18 protein-coding genes are annotated in these 18,672 nt (G+C 54.9%); 6 read left to right on the plus strand and 12 right to left on the minus strand.

Features of this window, described 5'->3' with window-relative positions; genetic code table 11:
• Positions 1-306: 306 nt before the first annotated feature.
• From ptsH to crr, 3 genes are all read left to right on the plus strand, one after another.
• Positions 307-564: a phosphocarrier protein Hpr gene (gene ptsH, locus FHW71_RS04560; protein ID WP_008107792.1), complete on the plus strand. Its 258-nt coding sequence runs from the start codon at positions 307-309 to the stop codon at positions 562-564.
• Positions 565-721: 157 nt separating this feature from the next.
• Positions 722-2,449: a phosphoenolpyruvate-protein phosphotransferase PtsI gene (ptsI, locus tag FHW71_RS04565; protein ID WP_008107802.1), complete on the plus strand. Its 1,728-nt coding sequence runs from the start codon at positions 722-724 to the stop codon at positions 2,447-2,449.
• Between the two features lie 41 nt (positions 2,450-2,490).
• The gene (gene crr, locus FHW71_RS04570; protein ID WP_008107804.1) at positions 2,491-2,994 is read left to right on the plus strand and encodes a PTS glucose transporter subunit IIA; all 504 of its coding nucleotides are present in this window, start codon (positions 2,491-2,493) and stop codon (positions 2,992-2,994) included.
• 232 nt (positions 2,995-3,226) lie between these two features.
• Here the strand turns inward: crr and FHW71_RS04575 are convergent, their stop codons facing one another.
• The 11 genes from FHW71_RS04575 to FHW71_RS04625 form a co-directional block, all read right to left on the minus strand.
• A complete protein-coding gene (locus FHW71_RS04575) occupies positions 3,227-4,588 on the minus strand; it encodes an ATP-binding protein (protein ID WP_008107807.1) in 1,362 nt (453 codons plus the stop codon).
• The gene (locus FHW71_RS04580) at positions 4,585-5,265 is read right to left on the minus strand and encodes a response regulator transcription factor (RefSeq protein ID WP_061717906.1); all 681 of its coding nucleotides are present in this window, start codon (positions 5,263-5,265) and stop codon (positions 4,585-4,587) included. The genes FHW71_RS04575 and FHW71_RS04580 overlap by 4 nt, the downstream gene beginning before the upstream one ends.
• Positions 5,266-5,442: 177 nt before the next feature.
• Entirely contained in the window at positions 5,443-6,324 is an 882-nt protein-coding gene (gene cysM, locus FHW71_RS04585; protein ID WP_008107811.1) for a cysteine synthase CysM, read from the minus strand.
• Positions 6,325-6,396: 72 nt separating this feature from the next.
• Positions 6,397-7,485, minus strand: coding sequence for a sulfate/thiosulfate ABC transporter ATP-binding protein CysA (gene cysA, locus FHW71_RS04590; protein ID WP_008107812.1), 1,089 nt, complete (start codon positions 7,483-7,485; stop codon positions 6,397-6,399).
• The gene (gene cysW, locus FHW71_RS04595) at positions 7,475-8,347 is read right to left on the minus strand and encodes a sulfate/thiosulfate ABC transporter permease CysW (protein ID WP_008107814.1); all 873 of its coding nucleotides are present in this window, start codon (positions 8,345-8,347) and stop codon (positions 7,475-7,477) included. The genes cysA and cysW overlap by 11 nt, the downstream gene beginning before the upstream one ends.
• Entirely contained in the window at positions 8,347-9,180 is an 834-nt protein-coding gene (gene cysT, locus FHW71_RS04600; protein WP_008107816.1) for a sulfate/thiosulfate ABC transporter permease CysT, read from the minus strand. Before cysT ends, cysW begins: the two co-directional genes overlap by 1 nt.
• On the minus strand, positions 9,180-10,196 hold the full coding sequence (locus FHW71_RS04605) for a sulfate ABC transporter substrate-binding protein (protein WP_154155744.1): 1,017 nt from the start codon (positions 10,194-10,196) through the stop codon (positions 9,180-9,182). The genes cysT and FHW71_RS04605 overlap by 1 nt, the downstream gene beginning before the upstream one ends.
• A gap of 249 nt (positions 10,197-10,445) precedes the next feature.
• Positions 10,446-11,342, minus strand: coding sequence for a Dyp-type peroxidase (locus FHW71_RS04610; RefSeq protein WP_154190438.1), 897 nt, complete (start codon positions 11,340-11,342; stop codon positions 10,446-10,448).
• 102 nt (positions 11,343-11,444) lie between these two features.
• Positions 11,445-12,065 (minus strand): RpoE-regulated lipoprotein, encoded by a 621-nt coding sequence (locus FHW71_RS04615; RefSeq protein ID WP_179449955.1) that lies wholly within the window; start codon positions 12,063-12,065, stop codon positions 11,445-11,447.
• Between the two features lie 63 nt (positions 12,066-12,128).
• Entirely contained in the window at positions 12,129-12,590 is a 462-nt protein-coding gene (locus tag FHW71_RS04620; RefSeq protein WP_179449954.1) for a DUF2919 domain-containing protein, read from the minus strand.
• Positions 12,590-13,015, minus strand: coding sequence for a GNAT family acetyltransferase (locus FHW71_RS04625; protein WP_007889032.1), 426 nt, complete (start codon positions 13,013-13,015; stop codon positions 12,590-12,592). The genes FHW71_RS04620 and FHW71_RS04625 overlap by 1 nt, the downstream gene beginning before the upstream one ends.
• 211 nt (positions 13,016-13,226) lie before the next feature.
• On the opposite strand from FHW71_RS04625, the gene amiA reads away from it, so the two are divergent.
• Positions 13,227-14,084, plus strand: coding sequence for an N-acetylmuramoyl-L-alanine amidase AmiA (gene amiA, locus FHW71_RS04630; protein ID WP_008107837.1), 858 nt, complete (start codon positions 13,227-13,229; stop codon positions 14,082-14,084).
• A 48-nt stretch (positions 14,085-14,132) separates the two neighbouring features.
• On the plus strand, positions 14,133-15,044 hold the full coding sequence (gene hemF / locus FHW71_RS04635) for an oxygen-dependent coproporphyrinogen oxidase (protein ID WP_179449952.1): 912 nt from the start codon (positions 14,133-14,135) through the stop codon (positions 15,042-15,044).
• Positions 15,045-15,083: 39 nt separating this feature from the next.
• Here hemF and maeB read toward each other — a convergent pair whose 3' ends face one another.
• Complete coding sequence (gene maeB / locus FHW71_RS04640; RefSeq protein ID WP_179449950.1) at positions 15,084-17,363, minus strand: NADP-dependent oxaloacetate-decarboxylating malate dehydrogenase; 2,280 nt, start codon at positions 17,361-17,363, stop codon at positions 15,084-15,086.
• A 341-nt stretch (positions 17,364-17,704) separates the two neighbouring features.
• Between maeB and tal the strand changes: the two genes are divergently transcribed.
• A complete protein-coding gene (gene tal, locus FHW71_RS04645; protein WP_008107843.1) occupies positions 17,705-18,655 on the plus strand; it encodes a transaldolase in 951 nt (316 codons plus the stop codon).
• Positions 18,656-18,672: the final 17 nt, after the last annotated feature.

Here is an 18,672-nt window from a genome sequence, read left to right on the forward strand (position 1 = left end):
ATTGCTTTCAGTGATGCGGCTCTGGTATTTAAGCTTCCAATTATTTCGGTGCCTGAAATTAATCTGCCTTTGAAGTGGATCAAGCTGAATCGATTTACTGATTTGGCGAAACGGCGAATCACGGCATAATGAGAAGAGTGGCGCATTCGTGCAGTTTTTGATCTGTCACTGTTAATGACGTACTCATTCGAGCGCATTTTGTGGTGAGCTTAAAGCCATACCAGCGCACCTACACAGGCTAAAGTTACGGCTCCAGGCTAGACTTTAGATCCATAACACCAAACCTGATAAAGTTGGGGAAATAGAATGTTCCAGCAAGAAGTTACCATTACCGCACCTAACGGCCTTCATACTCGTCCTGCAGCCCAGTTCGTTAAAGAAGCAAAGGCTTTCCAGTCAGAAATCACTGTGACTTCCAATGGCAAATCTGCCAGCGCGAAAAGCCTGTTCAAACTGCAGACTTTGGGTCTGACGCAAGGTACGGTTGTTACGCTGTCTGCCGAAGGTGAAGATGAGCAGAATGCGGTTGAGCACCTGGTCAAGCTGATGGCTGAGCTGGAGTAACCGGCTCAGTTCGCAACTAAACCGACCCCTTTGCCCCATTGAGTGCAAATATCTTGATCGCGGACAACCTGTCCGCGTTATTGCATCTTTAGAGTACTGCTCCGCGACAGTGGCGACGCATCGGGTCAATGAGCCATCGTGATTAAAAGGTAGGGTTATGATTTCAGGCATTTTAGCATCACCGGGTATCGCTTTCGGCAACGCACTTTTGCTGAAGGAAGATGAGATCGTCATTAGCCGTAAAAAAATTACTGACGATCAGGTTGAGCAGGAAGTTCAGCGCTTCCTCGATGGACGCAGCAAAGCTGCTTCACAGCTCGAAGCCATTCGCATTAAAGCCGGTGAAACCTTCGGTGAAGAGAAAGCTGCGATCTTTGAAGGTCACATCATGCTGCTCGAAGACGAAGAGCTTGAGCAGGAAATCATCGACCTCATCAAAAAAGACCACGCTACCGCTGACGCCGCCGCTCACACCGTGATTGAAGGCCAGGCTGTTGCCCTGGAAGAGCTGGATGACGAATACCTGAAAGAGCGTGCAGCTGACGTACGTGATATCGGTAAGCGTCTGCTGCAGAACATTCTCGGTCTGCACATTGTTGATCTGAGCGCGATTGCTGAAGAATCTATTCTGGTGGCGAAGGATTTAACGCCGTCAGAAACCGCACAGCTGAACCTGAAAAAGGTGCTGGGCTTTATCACCGATATTGGTGGACGTACCTCTCACACCTCTATCATGGCGCGTTCACTCGAGTTGCCAGCCATTGTCGGCACCGGTAACGTGACCACCACCGTGAAAAACGGTGATTTCCTGATTATTGATGGCGTGAACAACAAGATTTACGTCAATCCTTCCGAGCAGGAGCTGGAAGAGCTGAAAGCGATCCAGACTCAATATCTGTCTGAGAAGCATGAACTGGCGAAACTGAAAGATCTGCCAGCCATTACGCTGGACGGCCATCAGGTTGAAGTCTGCGCTAACATCGGTACCGTGCGCGATGTCGCTGGTGCAGAGCGTAACGGCGCAGAAGGTGTTGGCCTGTATCGTACCGAGTTCCTGTTTATGGACCGCGATTCACTGCCAACCGAAGAAGAGCAGTTCCAGGCATACAAAGCGGTTGCTGAAGCTGTGGGTTCGCAGGCGGTTATCGTGCGTACCATGGACATCGGCGGCGACAAAGATCTGCCTTACATGAACCTGCCAAAAGAAGACAACCCGTTCCTCGGCTGGCGCGCAATTCGTATCGCCATGGACCGCAAAGAGATTCTGCATGCGCAGCTGCGCGCGATTCTGCGTGCATCCTCTTTCGGTAAACTGCGCATCATGTTCCCAATGATCATTTCAGTAGAAGAAGTTCGCATTCTGAAAGGCGAGCTGGAGCTGCTGAAAGCGCAACTGCGTGAAGAAGGCAAATCCTTTGATGAGTCCATTGAAGTGGGCATCATGGTTGAAACGCCAGCATCCGCAGTGATTGCGCGCCATCTGGCGAAAGAAGTCGACTTCTTTAGTATTGGGACAAATGACCTGACGCAGTATACTCTGGCGGTCGATCGTGGTAATGATTTGATTTCACACCTCTATAACCCAATGACGCCGTCTGTTCTGGGCCTCATTAAGCAAGTGATCGACGCATCACATGCCGAAGGGAAATGGACCGGCATGTGTGGTGAGCTGGCTGGTGATGAACGTGCTACACTACTGTTACTGGGAATGGGGCTGGACGAATTCAGCATGAGCGCCATTTCAATCCCAAGCATCAAGAAAATCATTCGTAATACTAATTTCGAAGATGCGAAGGCATTGGCGGAGCAGGCTCTGGATCAACCAACAGCGGATGATTTGATGAATTTGGTCAACAAGTTCATTAAAGAAAAAACGCTCTGCTGATCCACGGACGCTAGCCTCAAATTACTGCTTAGGAGAAGATCATGGGTTTGTTTTCTAAACTTTTTGGCGAAAAATCAGAGAGCGCGTCAGGCACTATCGATATCGTTGCGCCTCTGTCAGGCGAAATCGTAAATATCGAAGACGTACCTGATGTGGTATTCGCTGAGAAAATCGTTGGTGACGGTATCGCAATCAAACCAACCGGCAACAAAATGGTTGCACCGGTTGATGGTACTATCGGCAAGATTTTCGAAACTAACCACGCATTTTCAATCGAGTCTGATAACGGCATCGAACTGTTTGTTCACTTCGGTATCGACACGGTTGAGCTCAAAGGTGAAGGTTTCAAACGCATCGCTGAAGAAGGCCAGAAGGTTAAGAAAGGCGACGTGGTGATCGAGTTTGATCTGGCACTGCTGGAAGAGAAAGCGAAATCCACGCTGACGCCGGTTGTAATCTCGAACATGGACGAGATTAAAGACCTGATCAAACTCTCCGGTCAGGTAACTGTGGGCGAGACTCCGGTTATCCGCATCAAGAAGTAAGCTTCGGCTGATTCGTGAGAATTGTAAAACGGCACCCAATGGGTGCCGTTTTTGTTTACTTAAAAATTAGAGCTCTGAATGCGCGAGGTGCGGTCAGGACGACGGGCCAGATCGTAAAGACGGCATAAACCGTCCCTGGGCCTCGGCCCGCGCCGTCCATGGCGCGGGACGCTTTACTCCTCTGCCCCGTCGTCCTGCCCGGTGCAGCAAATGTGCGCTTTATCAGGAAAAATCATTCCTGCTTCCAGCGCGGCAACCTTAACGTCAGCTCCAAACCCCCTTCCGGGCGATTTACCGCCTGCACTTCACCGTGATGCGCCAGAATCACCTTACGCACAATTGAAAGCCCCAAACCGTAGCCTTTGCCCATCAGCGGAGAATTTACGCGGACAAAAGGATCGAAGATACTTGAGAGCTTCTCATCGTCAACGCCCGGTCCTTGATCGCGCACGCTTATCGCCAGCCACTGATTCTCCGCCTGCAGGCGCACATTGATGTGCTGACCTTTATGCGAGAAACGCAGCGCATTGCGCAGTACATTCTCCACGCCGCGGCGAATCAGCTCTGCATTGCCGTGAACGGTGTAATCCGCATTCTCATCAACCTGAAAATCGACTTTCACGCCAGGAATTTGCGCCTCGTAGCGCACATCAGTCACCACCGCATGCAGCAGGCCGGTAAGGTCGAAATACTGTTCGCCCGGCATACTCTCGTGTTCAGCACGCGAAAGCGTCAGCAGTTCGCCAATCATCTTGTCCAGGCGTCGGGCCTCCTCATCAATACGATTGAGTGAGGATTCCACAGATTCCGGTGTCTGCCGCGCTAAGCCGGTCGCCAGCTGCAAGCGTGCCAGCGGTGAACGCAGCTCGTGGGAGATATCATGCAGCAGCTCCTCGCGCGCTTTTACCAGCGTATCGAGGCGCTCAACCATCGCATCGAAATCCTGCGCAACGTTTGACAGCTCATCATGGCGTTTACGCATCACCGGATAGAGCCGCACCGACAAATCACCGCTGGAGACACGCGCAAAGCCCTCGCGCAACTGCCGCATCGGTCGCGTCAGGTTCCACGCCAGCAACAGGCTAAACAGCAGCCCCAGCGCACCGGCGAAGGTAAACATCGGTTCTGGGATATTGAGGATGCGACGCGGGCCGCCGCCGCCCATCGAGCTATCTTCACGTAGGCCTTTAACGTCATAACGCAACTCGTACTGTTTACCATCCTGTCCTTTCACCCAACGCACAATCACATTGGGAAAAGGACCATGAAACGGAGCGCTAAAGGTTTCCGGTGGCGCATCGCCCGGCGTGGTAACGGGTTTATCGTGCTGAATGACGGAGAAAAACTGACGATCGTTCGGCTCCCAATCCGCCATCATGTCATCCAGCGAGCTCAGCCCGCCGCGTTCCAGCACTGAGACGGCGGAAGCCATTTGCAGATTAACGATACGGCGAATCGCGACAATCTCGGGCGGCTCATGTCGATTACCGGAGAGCGTAAAGCCCAGCCACAACAGCTGGCTGATGATGACAAACACGATCCAGAAGCCCAGCAAAATCTTCCAGAACATGCGGCCGCGATAGCTGTGTTTCATCGAATGCGATAACCAATACTGCGCACAGTTTCAATGTTGACGCTGTCGGCGGTTAACGCAGCCAGCTTTTGACGGATGTTGCTGATATGCACATCAACGCTACGATCGTAAGCTTCGCGCGGACGGCCAAGGCCTTTTTCCGACAGCTCATCTTTCGATACCACGCGGTCCGGCGCACGCAGCAGCAGATCCAGCAAATTGAACTCTGAAGCCGTCAGGTCGAACGGTTTGCCCTGCCATTCGGTGATACGTGTCGCAGGATTAAGGCTCAGATCGCCCCAGCGCAGCAGCTCTTTCTTATCCGGCAGCGGAGTTTGATCTTCAAAGCGACGCAGCACGGCACGCAGGCGGGCCACCAGTTCACGCGGATAGCACGGTTTCGGCATGTAATCATCCGCGCCCATTTCCAGGCCGATAACACGATCGATGTTGTCGCCTTTCGCCGTCAGCATAATCACCGGCAAGCGGCTGTTCTGGCGCACCTGACGCAGCACATCGATGCCGCTCATATCAGGCAGCATGATGTCGAGAATCATCGCGGTATAATTACCCGACAGCGCACCTTCAACACCGGCGCTTCCGGTTAAAACCAATTGCGTTTCAAAGCCCTCCGCAATCAGGTATTGGCTCAGCATGGTGCCAAGCTCTACATCATCATCTACCAGCAGGATTTTCATTTTTATCTCTCGTACAAAATTGCCGCTATTTTGTCCTGACTCCGCCGCGAGCGCAGCCGGTTTTACGCGATCCTTACAGTGCTTACGCTAGACGATTATTAGGGGAACTATAGACAAAAATGGCCCAGTCATACTTTAAAGGTACGCATAGGCCAAATTAAATGCGGGGAAAATCACTCAATGGAAAACGCCAGTGGAGAGATAGCGATCGCCACGATCGCAAACAATCGCCACCACCACGCTGCCTGGCTGAGCCGTCGCAATACGCAATGCGCCAGCCACCGCGCCGCCAGAGCTAACGCCACAGAAAATCCCTTCACGCTGTGCCAGCGCGCGCATGGTCTCTTCCGCCTCGCGCTGCGCCATATCGATCACCTCATCCACTAGCTCCGGACGGAAAATGCCGGGCAGATAGGCTTCGGGCCAGCGACGTATACCGGGAATGCTGCTGCCCTCTTGCGGCTGCAGGCCAATCACCTGCACCGCAGGCGCGAACTCTTTCAGGTAACGTCCCACGCCGGTAATGGTGCCGGTAGTGCCCATGCTGGAGACAAAATGCGTCATGCGGCCAGCGGTTTGCTGCCAGATTTCCGGGCCTGTGGTGAGGTAGTGTCCCAGCGGATTATCGGGATTGTTGAACTGATCCAACACGCGCCCTTCGCCACGATCAGCCATCGCCTGCGCCAAATCGCGCGCCCCTTCCATGCCCTGCTCGCGCGTTACCAGCAGCAATTCAGCGCCGTAAGCACGCATCGCGTCCTGACGCTCCTGGCTCATGTTATCGGGCATCAGCAGGCGCAGCTTGTAACCTTTCATCGCGGCGATCATCGCCAGCGCAATGCCGGTATTGCCGCTGGTGGCTTCAATCAAGGTATCGCCTGGCTTGATATCACCGCGCAACTCCGCCTGATGAATCATCGACCAGGCCGCACGATCTTTCACGGAACCCGCTGGATTGTTGCCTTCCAGCTTTAGCCAGATCTCGCTGCCGTTATCAGGCGTCAGGCGCTGCAACTTAATCAACGGCGTATTGCCGATGGTATTTTCCAGTGTGGTCACGGTTTGATTCCAGACGAAAGAAGTGCAAATAAAACGGGCGGGAAAGTCCCGCCCGAAGGAGTGTCAAAAATATCAGGCGCTCTCGGCAAAGGCAACCGGGCGCAGCGGCGTAGTGCCATGGTAAATTCGCGCCTGTTGCAGGCCAACGAACAGGCGTTCACCGCGAATCGGCGCGTTATGATCGCCATCAAACACCACCGAGAACACATCACCCTGCCAACCGCTCGGCTGTACCACCAACTGCCAGAAGTGACCACGCGGACTGATCTCCAGCACCTGCACCGGCAAAGGTGTTTCCAGGCTGCTTTGGCGGGAAATATCGATTTCCCACGGACGCAGGAACAGCTCAACTTCGCCCTGATGCGCCGGCGTGTAGCCCAACGGCCAGCGATGTGCTGCAACATGGAACTGCGAGCCGTGCACTTCGCCTGCAAAGCGATTCACTTCACCGAGGAATTCGAGCACAAAGCGCGTCGCCGGGTCGCGCCACACATCATCTGGCGTGCCAACCTGTTCGATATTACCCTGGCTCATCACCACCACCGTGTCCGCCACTTCCATCGCTTCTTCCTGATCGTGGGTGACGAACACGCTGGTGAATTTCAACTCTTCATGCAGCTGACGCAACCAGCGACGCAGCTCTTTACGCACCTGCGCATCAAGCGCGCCAAACGGCTCATCCAGCAGCAGAATTTGTGGTTCTACCGCCAACGCTCGCGCTAACGCCACACGCTGTTTCTGTCCACCAGACAACTGCGCCGGGAAGCGGTTGCCCAGATGGGAAAGTTGTACCATCTCAAGCAGACGCGTAACGCGCTGTTTGATCTCAGCAGCACTCGGACGTTCGCGACGTGGCAGCACCGTCAGGCCAAAGGCGATGTTGTCGAACACCGTCATGTGGCGGAACAGCGCATAGTGCTGGAACACAAATCCAACCTGACGATCGCGCGCATGGATGCGGCTGACGTCTTTGCCATTGAAGTGGATTTGCCCGCTGTTCTGATGTTCCAGCCCAGCGATGATACGCAGCAGCGTTGTTTTACCGGAGCCGGACGGCCCCAGCAGCCCTACCATCTTGCCGGAAGGAATATCCAGAGAGATGTCGTTCAGAACCGACGTGCGGTCAAACGATTTGTTGATTTGTTTAATCTCAATGCTCATGATTTTCCTCCTGTAGGCGCTTCTGCTGATGCTCTAATCGCCACTGCACCACGCTTTTCAGAAACAGCGTTACAATTGCCATCAGGGTCAGCAGCGCGGCGGCGGTAAAGGCGCCCACGGTGTTGTAATCCTGATGCAGTAATTCAACCTGAAGCGGCAAGGTATAGGTTTCGCCGCGAATCGATCCCGAAACTACCGAAACCGCACCAAATTCGCCAATCGCGCGTGCGTTGGTCAGCACCACGCCATACATCAGCGCCCAGCGGATATTCGGCAACGTCACGCGGCGGAACATCTGCCAGCCTGATGCGCCGAGCAGCACCGCAGCTTCATCTTCGTGGCTGCCCTGGCTCAGCATCACCGGCACCAACTCACGCACCACAAACGGACAGGTAACGAAGATGGTGGCCAGCACCATGCCCGGCCAGGAGAACATAATCTGAATGTTGTGCGCATCCAGCCAGCCACCGGCAGGACCGTTGACGCCCCAGAACAGCAGATACATCAAACCGGCAACTACCGGCGACACCGCAAAGGGGATATCAAACAGCGTCAACAGGAGTTGGCGGCCGGGGAAAGTAAAGCGCGTCACCAGCCACGCCAGTAGCGTCCCGAACACCATGTTGACCGGCACGGTAATCAGCGCCACTAACAGCGTCAGCCAGATGGCGTGCAGCATGTCGCCATCTTTCAGGTTATTCAGCGAGGCAACCAAACCCTGGTTGAGCGCTTCCCAGAAGATGGAAACCATCGGCACCACCAGCAGCAGGATGGAAACCAGCGCACCGATGCCAATCAGCAGCCACTTGCCCCAGTTGATTGGCTGGCGGTCAGCGTGATTAATGTGTGAAATCTCCGCCATCAGTGGCCTCCTAAGCGACGGCCAAAGCGGCTCTGCAAGGTGTTAATCGCGAACAGCAGCAGTAAGGAAGCGGCCATGATCACTGAAGCGATGGCGCTCGCCGCCGGATAATCAAACTCCTGCAGACGCACAAAAATCATCAGTGAGGTCACTTCGGTTTTCCACGCGATGTTACCGGCGATAAAGATCACTGCGCCGAACTCACCGATGCTGCGGGTAAACGACAGTGCAGTACCCGCCAGCAACGCCGGCGCCACTTCTGGCAGCACCACGCGACGGAAGCTCTGCCAGCGCGTTGCGCCGAGGGTTTCCGCTGCTTCTTCATATTCCGGACCTAACTCTTCCAGCACCGGCTGCACGGTACGCACCACAAACGGGATGCTGGTAAAGGCCATCGCCACGGCGATACCGAGCCAGGTGTAAGAGACTTTGATATCAAAATGCGCCAGCCACTGACCGTACCAGCCGTTGACCGAAAACAGGCCTGCCAGCGTTAAGCCCGCCACTGCGGTTGGCAACGCAAAAGGCAGATCCATCAAACCATCAAGCAGCGTGCGTCCCGGAAAGCGATAACGCGTTAAAATCCACGCCATCAGCATGCCGAATACCGCATTGAACAGCGAAGCCACGCCCGCCGCCAGAATCGTCACTTTATACGCGGCAATTAGCTGCGGATGGGTGATCACCGCCCAGTATTGCGCCAGCGTCATCTGCGACAGCTGCATCAGCAAAGCACTGATCGGCAGCAGCAGAATCAGGCAGGTGAAGAGTAAGCTGGTGCCGAGGCTCAATCCAAAGCCCGGCAAGACACGTTTTTGAGCAAGCGCAAACATTAACCGCGCCCCGCTGCCAGTAATTTATCCAGCTCACCGTCACTGGCGAAATGGACTTTCATCACATTGTCCCAGCCGCCAAAGGCATCTTTGACGTTGAACAGTTCAGTCTGCGGGAAGCGATCTTTCTGCTCCGCCATCAACTGCGGATTGTTCACGCGATAGTAGTAACTGGTGATAATTTTCTGCGCTTCAGGCGTGTAGAGATAATTCAGATAGGCTTTGGCCGCGTCTGTGGTGCCGTTGTGCTCGACATTTTTGTCGACCCACGCCACCGGGAACTCCGCCAGAATATTGGTTTTCGGCACGATCACTTCGTACTGGTCTTTGCCGTACTGATTACGGATGTTATTCACTTCCGATTCAAAGCTGATCAGCACATCGCCGAGACCGCGCTCGGCAAACGTAGTGGTAGCGCCGCGACCGCCGGTATCAAACACTTCAACGTTCTTCAGGAACTTCGCCATAAAGGCTCTGGTTTTGGCTATATCTTTGCCATCGGCCTGATCGGCAGCGCCCCACGCGGCAAGATAGGTATAACGGCCGTTACCGGACGTTTTCGGATTCGGAAAAATCAGCTTCACGTTATCGCGTGCCAGATCGGCCCAGCTGTGAATCTGCTTTGGATTACCTTTACGCACCAGAAACGCCATGGTGGAGTAAAACGGTGAGCTGCTGTTTGGCAGACGCTGTTGCCAGTCAGCGGGAATCAGTTGGCCTTTGTCATGCAGCACCTGCACATCGGTAACCTGATTGTACGTCACCACATCGGCGCGCAAGCCTTGCAGAATCGCCAGCGCCTGCTTTGAAGAACCGGCGTGTGACTGCTTGATGGTCAGCTTGTCATTGGGATGCGCAGCGTCCCACTGCTTTTCAAAGGGTGCATTCAGGGCAACAAACAGTTCGCGTGAAACGTCGTAGGAGCTATTCAGCAACTCGGTCGCTTGCGCCGCACTGGCTAAAGCACACGACAGCGCGATACCGCCAAGCCATTTTTTCGAAATCGGAAGTGTCATGCTGCACCCTGAAAGACGGCAGTTAAGCCAATGCCATTAGATGCTGTCAGTGTATTTATAACTCAAGGGAAAGCTGTAACGGTTTTATATATCGTTTAGGGATTTCAAAGTCTAAAAAGGCATAAGACGGCGGGAGAGTTTATGCGGTGAGTGGGAATGAATTGTGCGGCGTTTTGTCCAGGTCACCATAAATGGCGACCCTACGAAATCTCACACCGTAGGGTCGCCATTTATGGCGACCTCGCTTAATTACAACGCTGTCAGCACATCCAATGACGGCGCAAAGAAATAGCTACCACTCACCGGTTTAGTGAAGCGCAACATCGCGTCCATTTTGCCGTCGCGCTCGCCGAACATGCTCAGCAGCTGCTGCTCGATATTGTAGAGACGATGACAGTAAGAGATGAAGTACAGGCCATGCGTACCGCTGGCGCTGCCGTACGGCAGGCTTTGGCGCAGAATCTTCAGCCCTTTGCCCTCTTCTTTCAGATCGACACGGCTGAGATGCGAAGTAGCAGGACGCTGATCGCCCGGCAGCTCTTCATCTGTTTCTTTAGTACGGCCAATAATCGCTTCCTGCTTCTCAACTGCCATACGATTCCACAGCTTGAGGTTATGCTCCCAGCGTTGGGTAAACACATAGCTTCCGCCCGCATCCGCGCCCGCGCTGATAATCGCCACATCCTTACGCGCTTCGCCCTGCGGGTTTTCCGTGCCATCGACGAAGCCCGACAGATCGCGATCTTCAATCCAGCGGAAACCGTGCGTCTCTTCTTCGATATTTACGGCAGCAGCAAAGGCGCTGAGTGCCGCCTGAGCCAGCGCGAAGTTCACGTCGTGTCGTTGAGATTGAATATGGATCAGCAAATCGCGCTGCGTGGCAGGCGCAATGCCGTTGCCGAGCGGCGCAAACGCTTTGAGTTCAGGTGCGGAAGCGTTGCCTTGCAGATCGCGCCACAGCGCATCGCCAAAGGCGATCACCGCGCCCAATCCGGCATCACTGAATTTGGTTTGCAGCGCTTCAAGCTGCTGCAGGAAGGATTTGCTGCCCTGGCGCAGCGCGTCAAGATCGCCCGTGACGCGGGCTTCGAGCCAAATGGCGAAACGGCGGTGTTCCAACAGGATCCCGCTCTGAAACTGAGACATTGAACTGCTCTCCGGCATGAAAGTTAGACGATGTTTTTTTCGCCCATATCATACCGGAAAGCCACACTCTTTGAGCGGGTGTTTAAGCAAGTTTTATCTTGTTTAACGCTGCCAGACAATCTTGCTGATTTTCCAGCTTTTCAGAGTATCGTCCGACGGCATCAAACCTTCCGGACCATGCCACTCACCACTGTAGATGTAGGAGATGTGCTGGCTACCCGGCGCACGGCACTCAACATCACGTGCATCGAGACCGGTAACCATTTTGCAGTTATTAAAGGCTTTGCTGAACTTAGCGCTGAACAGATCGCCGATCTTGCTGCCGTCGGCCGCTTTGGCATCGGCATCCTGCACTTCAATGCGCTCAACGCTGGTGCTGCCGTTAATCACCAATTTAACTTTATCGCCATCCAGCGCCTGCCAGAAATCCACCACCTGACCATTTTGCGTGCGCATGCCCTGACGCAATTTGTAATCGCCGTTCAGCGCTTTATTAATGGCGTCTTCCGACATTGAAGTGGTGCTCGTCAGGCCCGCAACGCCTTGCTCGGTGACCTCCAGCGATCCACCAAACCAGCCGAGCGGATTGAGCGCCGACCAGTGATAGTTCAGCGGATTGTACCAATGACTTTCGCTATCGCTCGCGTTGGTTGAGGAACCCGAACTGGCGCAGCCGGCCAAAATCATGCTGCTAACCAGCAGTGCGTGACGAACAACTTTCATGAAAACTCCTTGATCTGCTAAGCCGATTGGCGTGCCTGTTGGAGTCGCAAACCGGCAAAAAGTTTATTCGATGTGCTGATGTTCCGGCAGAAAGCAGTCGCGCAGGCGATGTTGCGTTTGCAGCCAGAACAGCGCCAGCAAGTCAAACAGCGTCAATAACAGCGGCAGCGGCGAGTCGGGAAAGGCACCTTGCAGCAGACTGAAACCTTGCCATAGCAGGCTGATGAGTAACGATGCACTTAATACATGGCGCCAGCTTTGCCACAGGCGCGGCCAGCGCTGGCGATAGCCGGTCAGCAACAAGCCGATAGCCGCCGGAATGCCTAACGCCAGTCCCAGCCAGAAGCTTTGGCGATCGGGATAAAACAGCGCCAGCAAATCATTGCCCTGCTGACGCGATGCGCCCGCCATCACCAGCAGCAGCCAGGTGCGCGCCTGCAATAACAGGATCAGCCAGAAAAGAAACGGCAGCCGCAGCTGCCCTTTCGCATCGTACTCTTCGGGAAGGTATTTCAAACCGACCATTAATACTCGCGATCTTCAATCAAACGCTTGCCCAGCAGCAGCGAATCCACCGGCTCGTACTCAAGCTTTTCATAGAACGCCACCACCTGATCGTTCTCTTCGCGCACCATCAAATTGATTTTTGGGCAACCGCGCGCAATCAGCTTCTTCTCAAGACGATTCATCAACGCATTGGCAAAGCCACGGCCCTGATAATCAGGATGGACCGCCAGATAGTAGACGGAGCCGCGATGGCCGTCGTAGCCGCCCATCACCGTCCCGACCACTTCGCCACCGACTTCCGCAACCAGAAACAGTTCCGGGTCGTGGTTCATTTTGCGTTCGATGTCCAGCTCGGGATCGTTCCATGGGCGTAACAAATCGCAACGCTCCCAGAGCGTGATCACTTCTTCAAAATCTTCCTGGCGGAAAGAACGGATTTCCATCGACGTTACCCTGCTGTTAGGCACAATTCGCTGATTATCACGCATTCTTTGCCAGGCGCAACCCTCACGCGTGACAACGGGGCAAAAAAAGCGCGACATCGCTGTTAGTCAGTTGCAATAGAAAGTAAACACTTGAAATAGTTACGAGGTCGCCGCCTGGCAATTGTTACGCTATAACACTGGGCAGGATTTACCTGCCATGGACCCGTAAATGAAGAAGATTTCACTGCTTAAGCGCCTTACCAATCGTCGCCAACTGATACTTTCCGGTTTAGCGCTGGCGGTGTTGTCACCGCGCGCGGTACAGGCCAAAGAACAGAACAGCGATTTGCGCGTCAGTCCGCGCCATACGCCACCGAAACCCGCCAGCAACGGCAAACGCATCGTGATGATCGATCCCGGCCACGGCGGCATTGATTCCGGTGCTGTCGGCGAAGAGGGTTCAGAAGAGAAACACATCGTGCTGGCGATCGCTAACACCGTGAAGACGCTGCTGCAATCGCATCCGCGTATCGAAGTGCGACTGACGCGCGACAGCGACCACTTTATTCCGCTCTATCAGCGCGTTGAAATTGCCCATCAGCACGGCGCTAACCTGTTTATGTCGATTCACGCCGACGGCTACACCAGCCCGGATGCAAACGGCGCATCGGTGTTTGCCCTCTCCAATCGCGGTGCCAGCAGCGCGATGGCGCGTTACCTGTCGCAGCGTGAAAACGACGCCGACAAAGTGGGCGGTGCCGAGGTGCAGGATAAAGATCATTACCTCAATCAGATTCTGTTCGATCTGGTGCAGACCGATACCATCCGCAACAGCCTGACGCTCGGCAAGCACGTGCTGGATCAGATTCGCCCGGTGCATCATCTACACAGCCAGCACACCGAGCAGGCCGCGTTTGCAGTGCTGAAATCGCCGTCGATTCCGTCGGTGCTGGTGGAAACCTCCTTCATTACCAATCCGCGTGAAGAGCAATTGCTGGGTACGCAGGCGTTCCGCCAGAAAATTGCCAGCGCCATTGCCGACGGCATCGCCCGCTACTTCGATGAGGTCGATCGTCGCGAAGCATAGCCTTTATCCTGTGGTAGAATCGCGGCAAATTTCCGGAACGAGTGACTGATGAGCAATCCCGATATTTCCCGCGTCAAAGCCTTTTTGCTGGCGCTGCAAGATGATATTTGCGCCCAATTAGCGGCGGAAGATGGCAAGGCGAGCTTTGCCGAAGATGAGTGGCAGCGTCCCGGCGGCGGCGGCGGACGCAGTCGCGTCTTGCGTGATGGCGCGGTATTTGAACAAGCTGGCGTTAACTTCTCGCACGTGCACGGCGATCAAATGCCCGCTTCCGCTACCGCACATCGTCCCGAACTGGCTGGCCGCAGCTTTGAAGCGATGGGCGTGTCGCTGGTGGTACATCCGTCCAATCCTTACGTACCAACCAGTCACGCCAACGTGCGCTTCTTTATTGCGGAAAAACCGGGTGCCGATCCGGTGTGGTGGTTTGGCGGCGGTTTTGATCTCACGCCTTACTACGGCTTCGAAGAGGATGCGCTGCACTGGCATCAAACCGCACACGATCTGTGCCAGCCGTTTGGTGAAGAGGTTTATCCGCGCTACAAAAAGTGGTGCGACGATTACTTCTATCTCAAGCATCGCGACGAGCAGCGCGGCATCGGTGGCCTGTTCTATGACGATTTAAACATGCCCGATTTCGATTACTGCTTCGATTTCATGCAGACGGTCGGCAACGGTTTCGCCGAGGCCTATCTGCCGATTGTGGTCAGGCGCAAAGCGCTGCCGTGGGGCGATCGCGAGCGCCAGTTCCAGCTTTACCGTCGTGGTCGCTACGTCGAGTTCAATCTGGTGTGGGATCGCGGCACGCTGTTTGGCCTGCAAACCGGCGGTCGCACCGAATCCATTTTGATGTCGATGCCACCGCTGGTGCGCTGGGAATACGATTATCAGCCAGCAGCCAATTCCCCCGAAGCCTCGCTGTACCGCGATTTCCTGCCAGTGAAAGATTGGCTGAAATAACCCGTAGGGTCGCCATTCATGGCGACCTTTTTGATGGTTCTATAACGGTTCTGTCTGCGCCTCCACCACCGCTAACGCCACCATATTCACGATGCGCCGCACCGAGGCGATGCGCGTCAATACGTGCACCGGTTTGCTGATCCCCATCAGTACCGGTCCCACCGTGACACCTTCGGAGCAGGAGACGCGCAGCAGGTTATAGCTGATACGCGCCGCTTCAACGTTCGGCATAATCAGCAAATTTGCGGTGCCTTTCAGCGGGCTATCTGGCATCAGTTCGCGGCGAATGCTCTCGACCAGCGCCGCGTCGCCGTGCATCTCGCCGTCGATCTCCAGATCCGGGGCGCGTTGCTGAATCAGCGCCAGCACTTCGCGCATTTTGCGCGCGCCCGGCGCATTCGAAGTGCCAAAGCTGGAGTGCGACAGTAGCGCCACGCGTGGTTCAATGCCGAAGCGTCGCACCGTTTCTGCCGCCAGCAGCGTGATATCCGCCAGCTGTTCCGCGCTGGGATCTTCATTAACGTAGGTGTCGGCGATAAAGGTGTTGCCGCTCGGCAACAGCAGCGCATTCATCGCGCCCGCCACCTTCACGTCTTCACGCAGTCCAAACACTTTCTCCACCACGTCGTAATGTTCCTGATAATCGCCGATGGTGCCGCAGATCAGCGCGTCAGCCTCGCCGCGATGCACCATGATTGCGCCAATCAACGTAGGATTGCCGATCACCGCGCGCTGGGCGGTTTCCGGCGTCACGCCGCGCCGTTTCATGATCTGGTAATACTCGTTCCAGTACTCTTTGAAACGCGGATCCGACTCGTTATTAACGATCTCAAAATCTTTGCCCGCCTCGATCTTTAAACCCTGCTTTTGCAGACGCATGGCGATGACGTTCGGGCGGCCAATCAGAATCGGCCTCGCCAGCCCCAGCGTCACCAGCTCCTGCGTGGCGTGCAACACGCGCACCTCTTCGCCTTCGGCCAGCACCACGCGTTTCGGATCTTTACGCGCCTGCGAGAAGATCGGTTTCATAAACAGGTTGGTTTTGTAGACGAACTCGGTGAGCTGCTCGCGATAAGCATCAAAGTCTTCAATTGGTCGCGTGGCGACGCCCGATTCCATCGCCGCTTTGGCTACCGCTGGCGCGATTTGCACAATCAAGCGCGGATCGAAAGGTTTGGGAATCAGATATTCCGGGCCGAAACTCAGATCCTGATCGTCATATGCCGATGCCACCACATCGCTCTGTTCCGCCTGCGCCAGCGCCGCAATCGCGTGTACCGCCGCCAGCTTCATCTCTTCGTTGATCGCCGTGGCGCCTACATCCAGCGCACCGCGAAAGATAAACGGGAAACACAGCACGTTGTTCACCTGATTGGGGAAATCAGAGCGGCCGGTACAGATAATCGCATCGGGCCGCACCTGTTTTGCCAGCGGCGGCATGATTTCCGGTTCGGGATTGGCCAGCGCCAGAATCAGCGGATCCTGCGCCATCTTCTGCACCATCTCCGGCGTCAATGCTTTGGGGCCAGAACAGCCGAGGAAGATATCCGCGCCGCTAATCACCTCGTCCAGCGTGCGTGCGCCGCTGTCGTCTACTGCGTACGCGGCTTTAGTTGGCGTCATATTCGGCTCGCGATCGCGATAGATCACGCCTTTGGAATCACACACCACAATGTTGTGCTGCTGCATGCCGAGCGCCACCAGCAGATTCAGGCAGGCAATCGCCGAAGCACCCGCGCCGGAGACCACCAGCCGCACATCGCTGATGGCTTTTTTGACGATGGTTAAACCGTTGAGCACTGCGGCAGTACAGATGATCGCCGTGCCGTGCTGATCGTCGTGGAACACCGGAATCTGCATGCGCTCACGCAGCTGTTGCTCAATATAGAAGCACTCGGGCGCTTTGATATCTTCCAGGTTGATACCGCCAAAAGTGGGTTCCAGCGCGGCAATCACCTCTATCAACTTGTCGGGATCGCGCTCATCGATTTCGATATCAAACACGTCAATACCGGCAAACTTTTTAAACAGCACGCCCTTGCCTTCCATTACCGGCTTACTCGCCAGCGCGCCAATATTGCCCAATCCCAGCACCGCCGTGCCGTTAGAGATCACCGCCACCAGATTACCGCGCGCGGTGTATTTGCGCGCCGCCAGCGGATCGGCAGCAATTTCCAGACAAGGTGCGGCGACGCCGGGCGAATAGGCCAGCGCCAAATCGCGCTGTGTGGCGAGAGGTTTGGTGGGTGAAACCTGAATTTTTCCGGGCGTGGGGAATTGGTGAAAATCGAGAGCGCTTTGCTTGAGTTGATCGTCCATTAGGCATCCTTTGGCGCAGCTAAGTGAGCGTTCAGTATAGGAATGTGCGGCACAAAAGAGGGTGAAGGCGCTCAAAGAACGCACAGTCTGAAAGGCACAGATTGCCACCGCTTCGCCTGCGGGATCGGCACAGCCTGCTATTCTTATTGATGGCAAAAAGCGTAGCTGAACCGTTTAGGCTAGACCTCCTTTCACTATCGCACCTCTTAAGCGCCACGACGTCACAATCAGAGAAAACGCATTTTCTTCGTGCAACGTCTGTAGCACTGTGTTGGACCAATACTTAACAGGAATGGGTGCAACACCTTTGCCCACATTATTGCTAATCAAGGAGTTAAGTGATGAACCAGCTAGATGCATTAAAACAGTACACCACCGTGGTGGCGGACAGCGGCGATATCGAATCCATTCGCCATTACCACCCGGAAGATGCCACCACCAACCCATCATTGATTCTGAAAGCCGCCGGCCTTGACGCTTATAAACATCTGATTGATGACGCCATCGACTACGCAAAAAAACAGGGCGGCAGCAAAGAGACGCAAATCATTAACGCCAGCGACAAAGTGGCGATCAACCTCGGTATGGAAATTCTGAAGAGCGTACCGGGCCGTGTTTCGACCGAAGTGGATGCGCGCCTCTCCTTCGATCGTGGCATGTGCGTTACCAAAGCCGAGAAGCTGGTACGTCTTTACGAAGAGTACGGCATCGACCGCTCACGCATTCTGATCAAACTGGCTTCGACCTGGGAAGGCATCAAAGCCGCCGAGGAGCTGGAAAAAAACGGTATTCAGTGCAACCTGACGCTGCTGTTCTCCTTCGCTCAGGCGCGTGCCTGTGCTGAAGCCGGTGTGTTCCTGATCTCGCCGTTTGTTGGTCGTATTTATGACTGGTACAACTCACGCAAACCGATCGACCCGTATGTGGTTGATGAAGATCCGGGCGTGAAATCTGTGCGTCGTATCTACGATTACTACAAGAAGCACCGTTATAGCACCGTCATCATGGGGGCCAGCTTCCGTAAAGTGGAACAGATTCAGGCGCTGGCCGGCTGCGACCGACTGACCATTTCCCCTAACCTGCTCGAAGAGCTGGCCAACAGTGATGCGCCACTGGAGCGTAAGCTGGAGCCATCAACCGAAGGCTTCCATCAGCCTGCTTCACTGTCTGAAGCGGAATTCCGCTGGGAACACAATCAGGATCCGATGGCGGTAGAAAAACTGTCAGACGGCATCCGTCAGTTCGCCATCGACCAGCAGAAGCTGGAAGACGTGCTCTCTTCTCGTCTGTAATCCGCACTCACTCTTAT

The organism is Enterobacter sp. Sphag1F (assembly GCF_014193275.1).
GTDB lineage: Bacteria > Pseudomonadota > Gammaproteobacteria > Enterobacterales > Enterobacteriaceae > Pantoea > Pantoea symbiotica.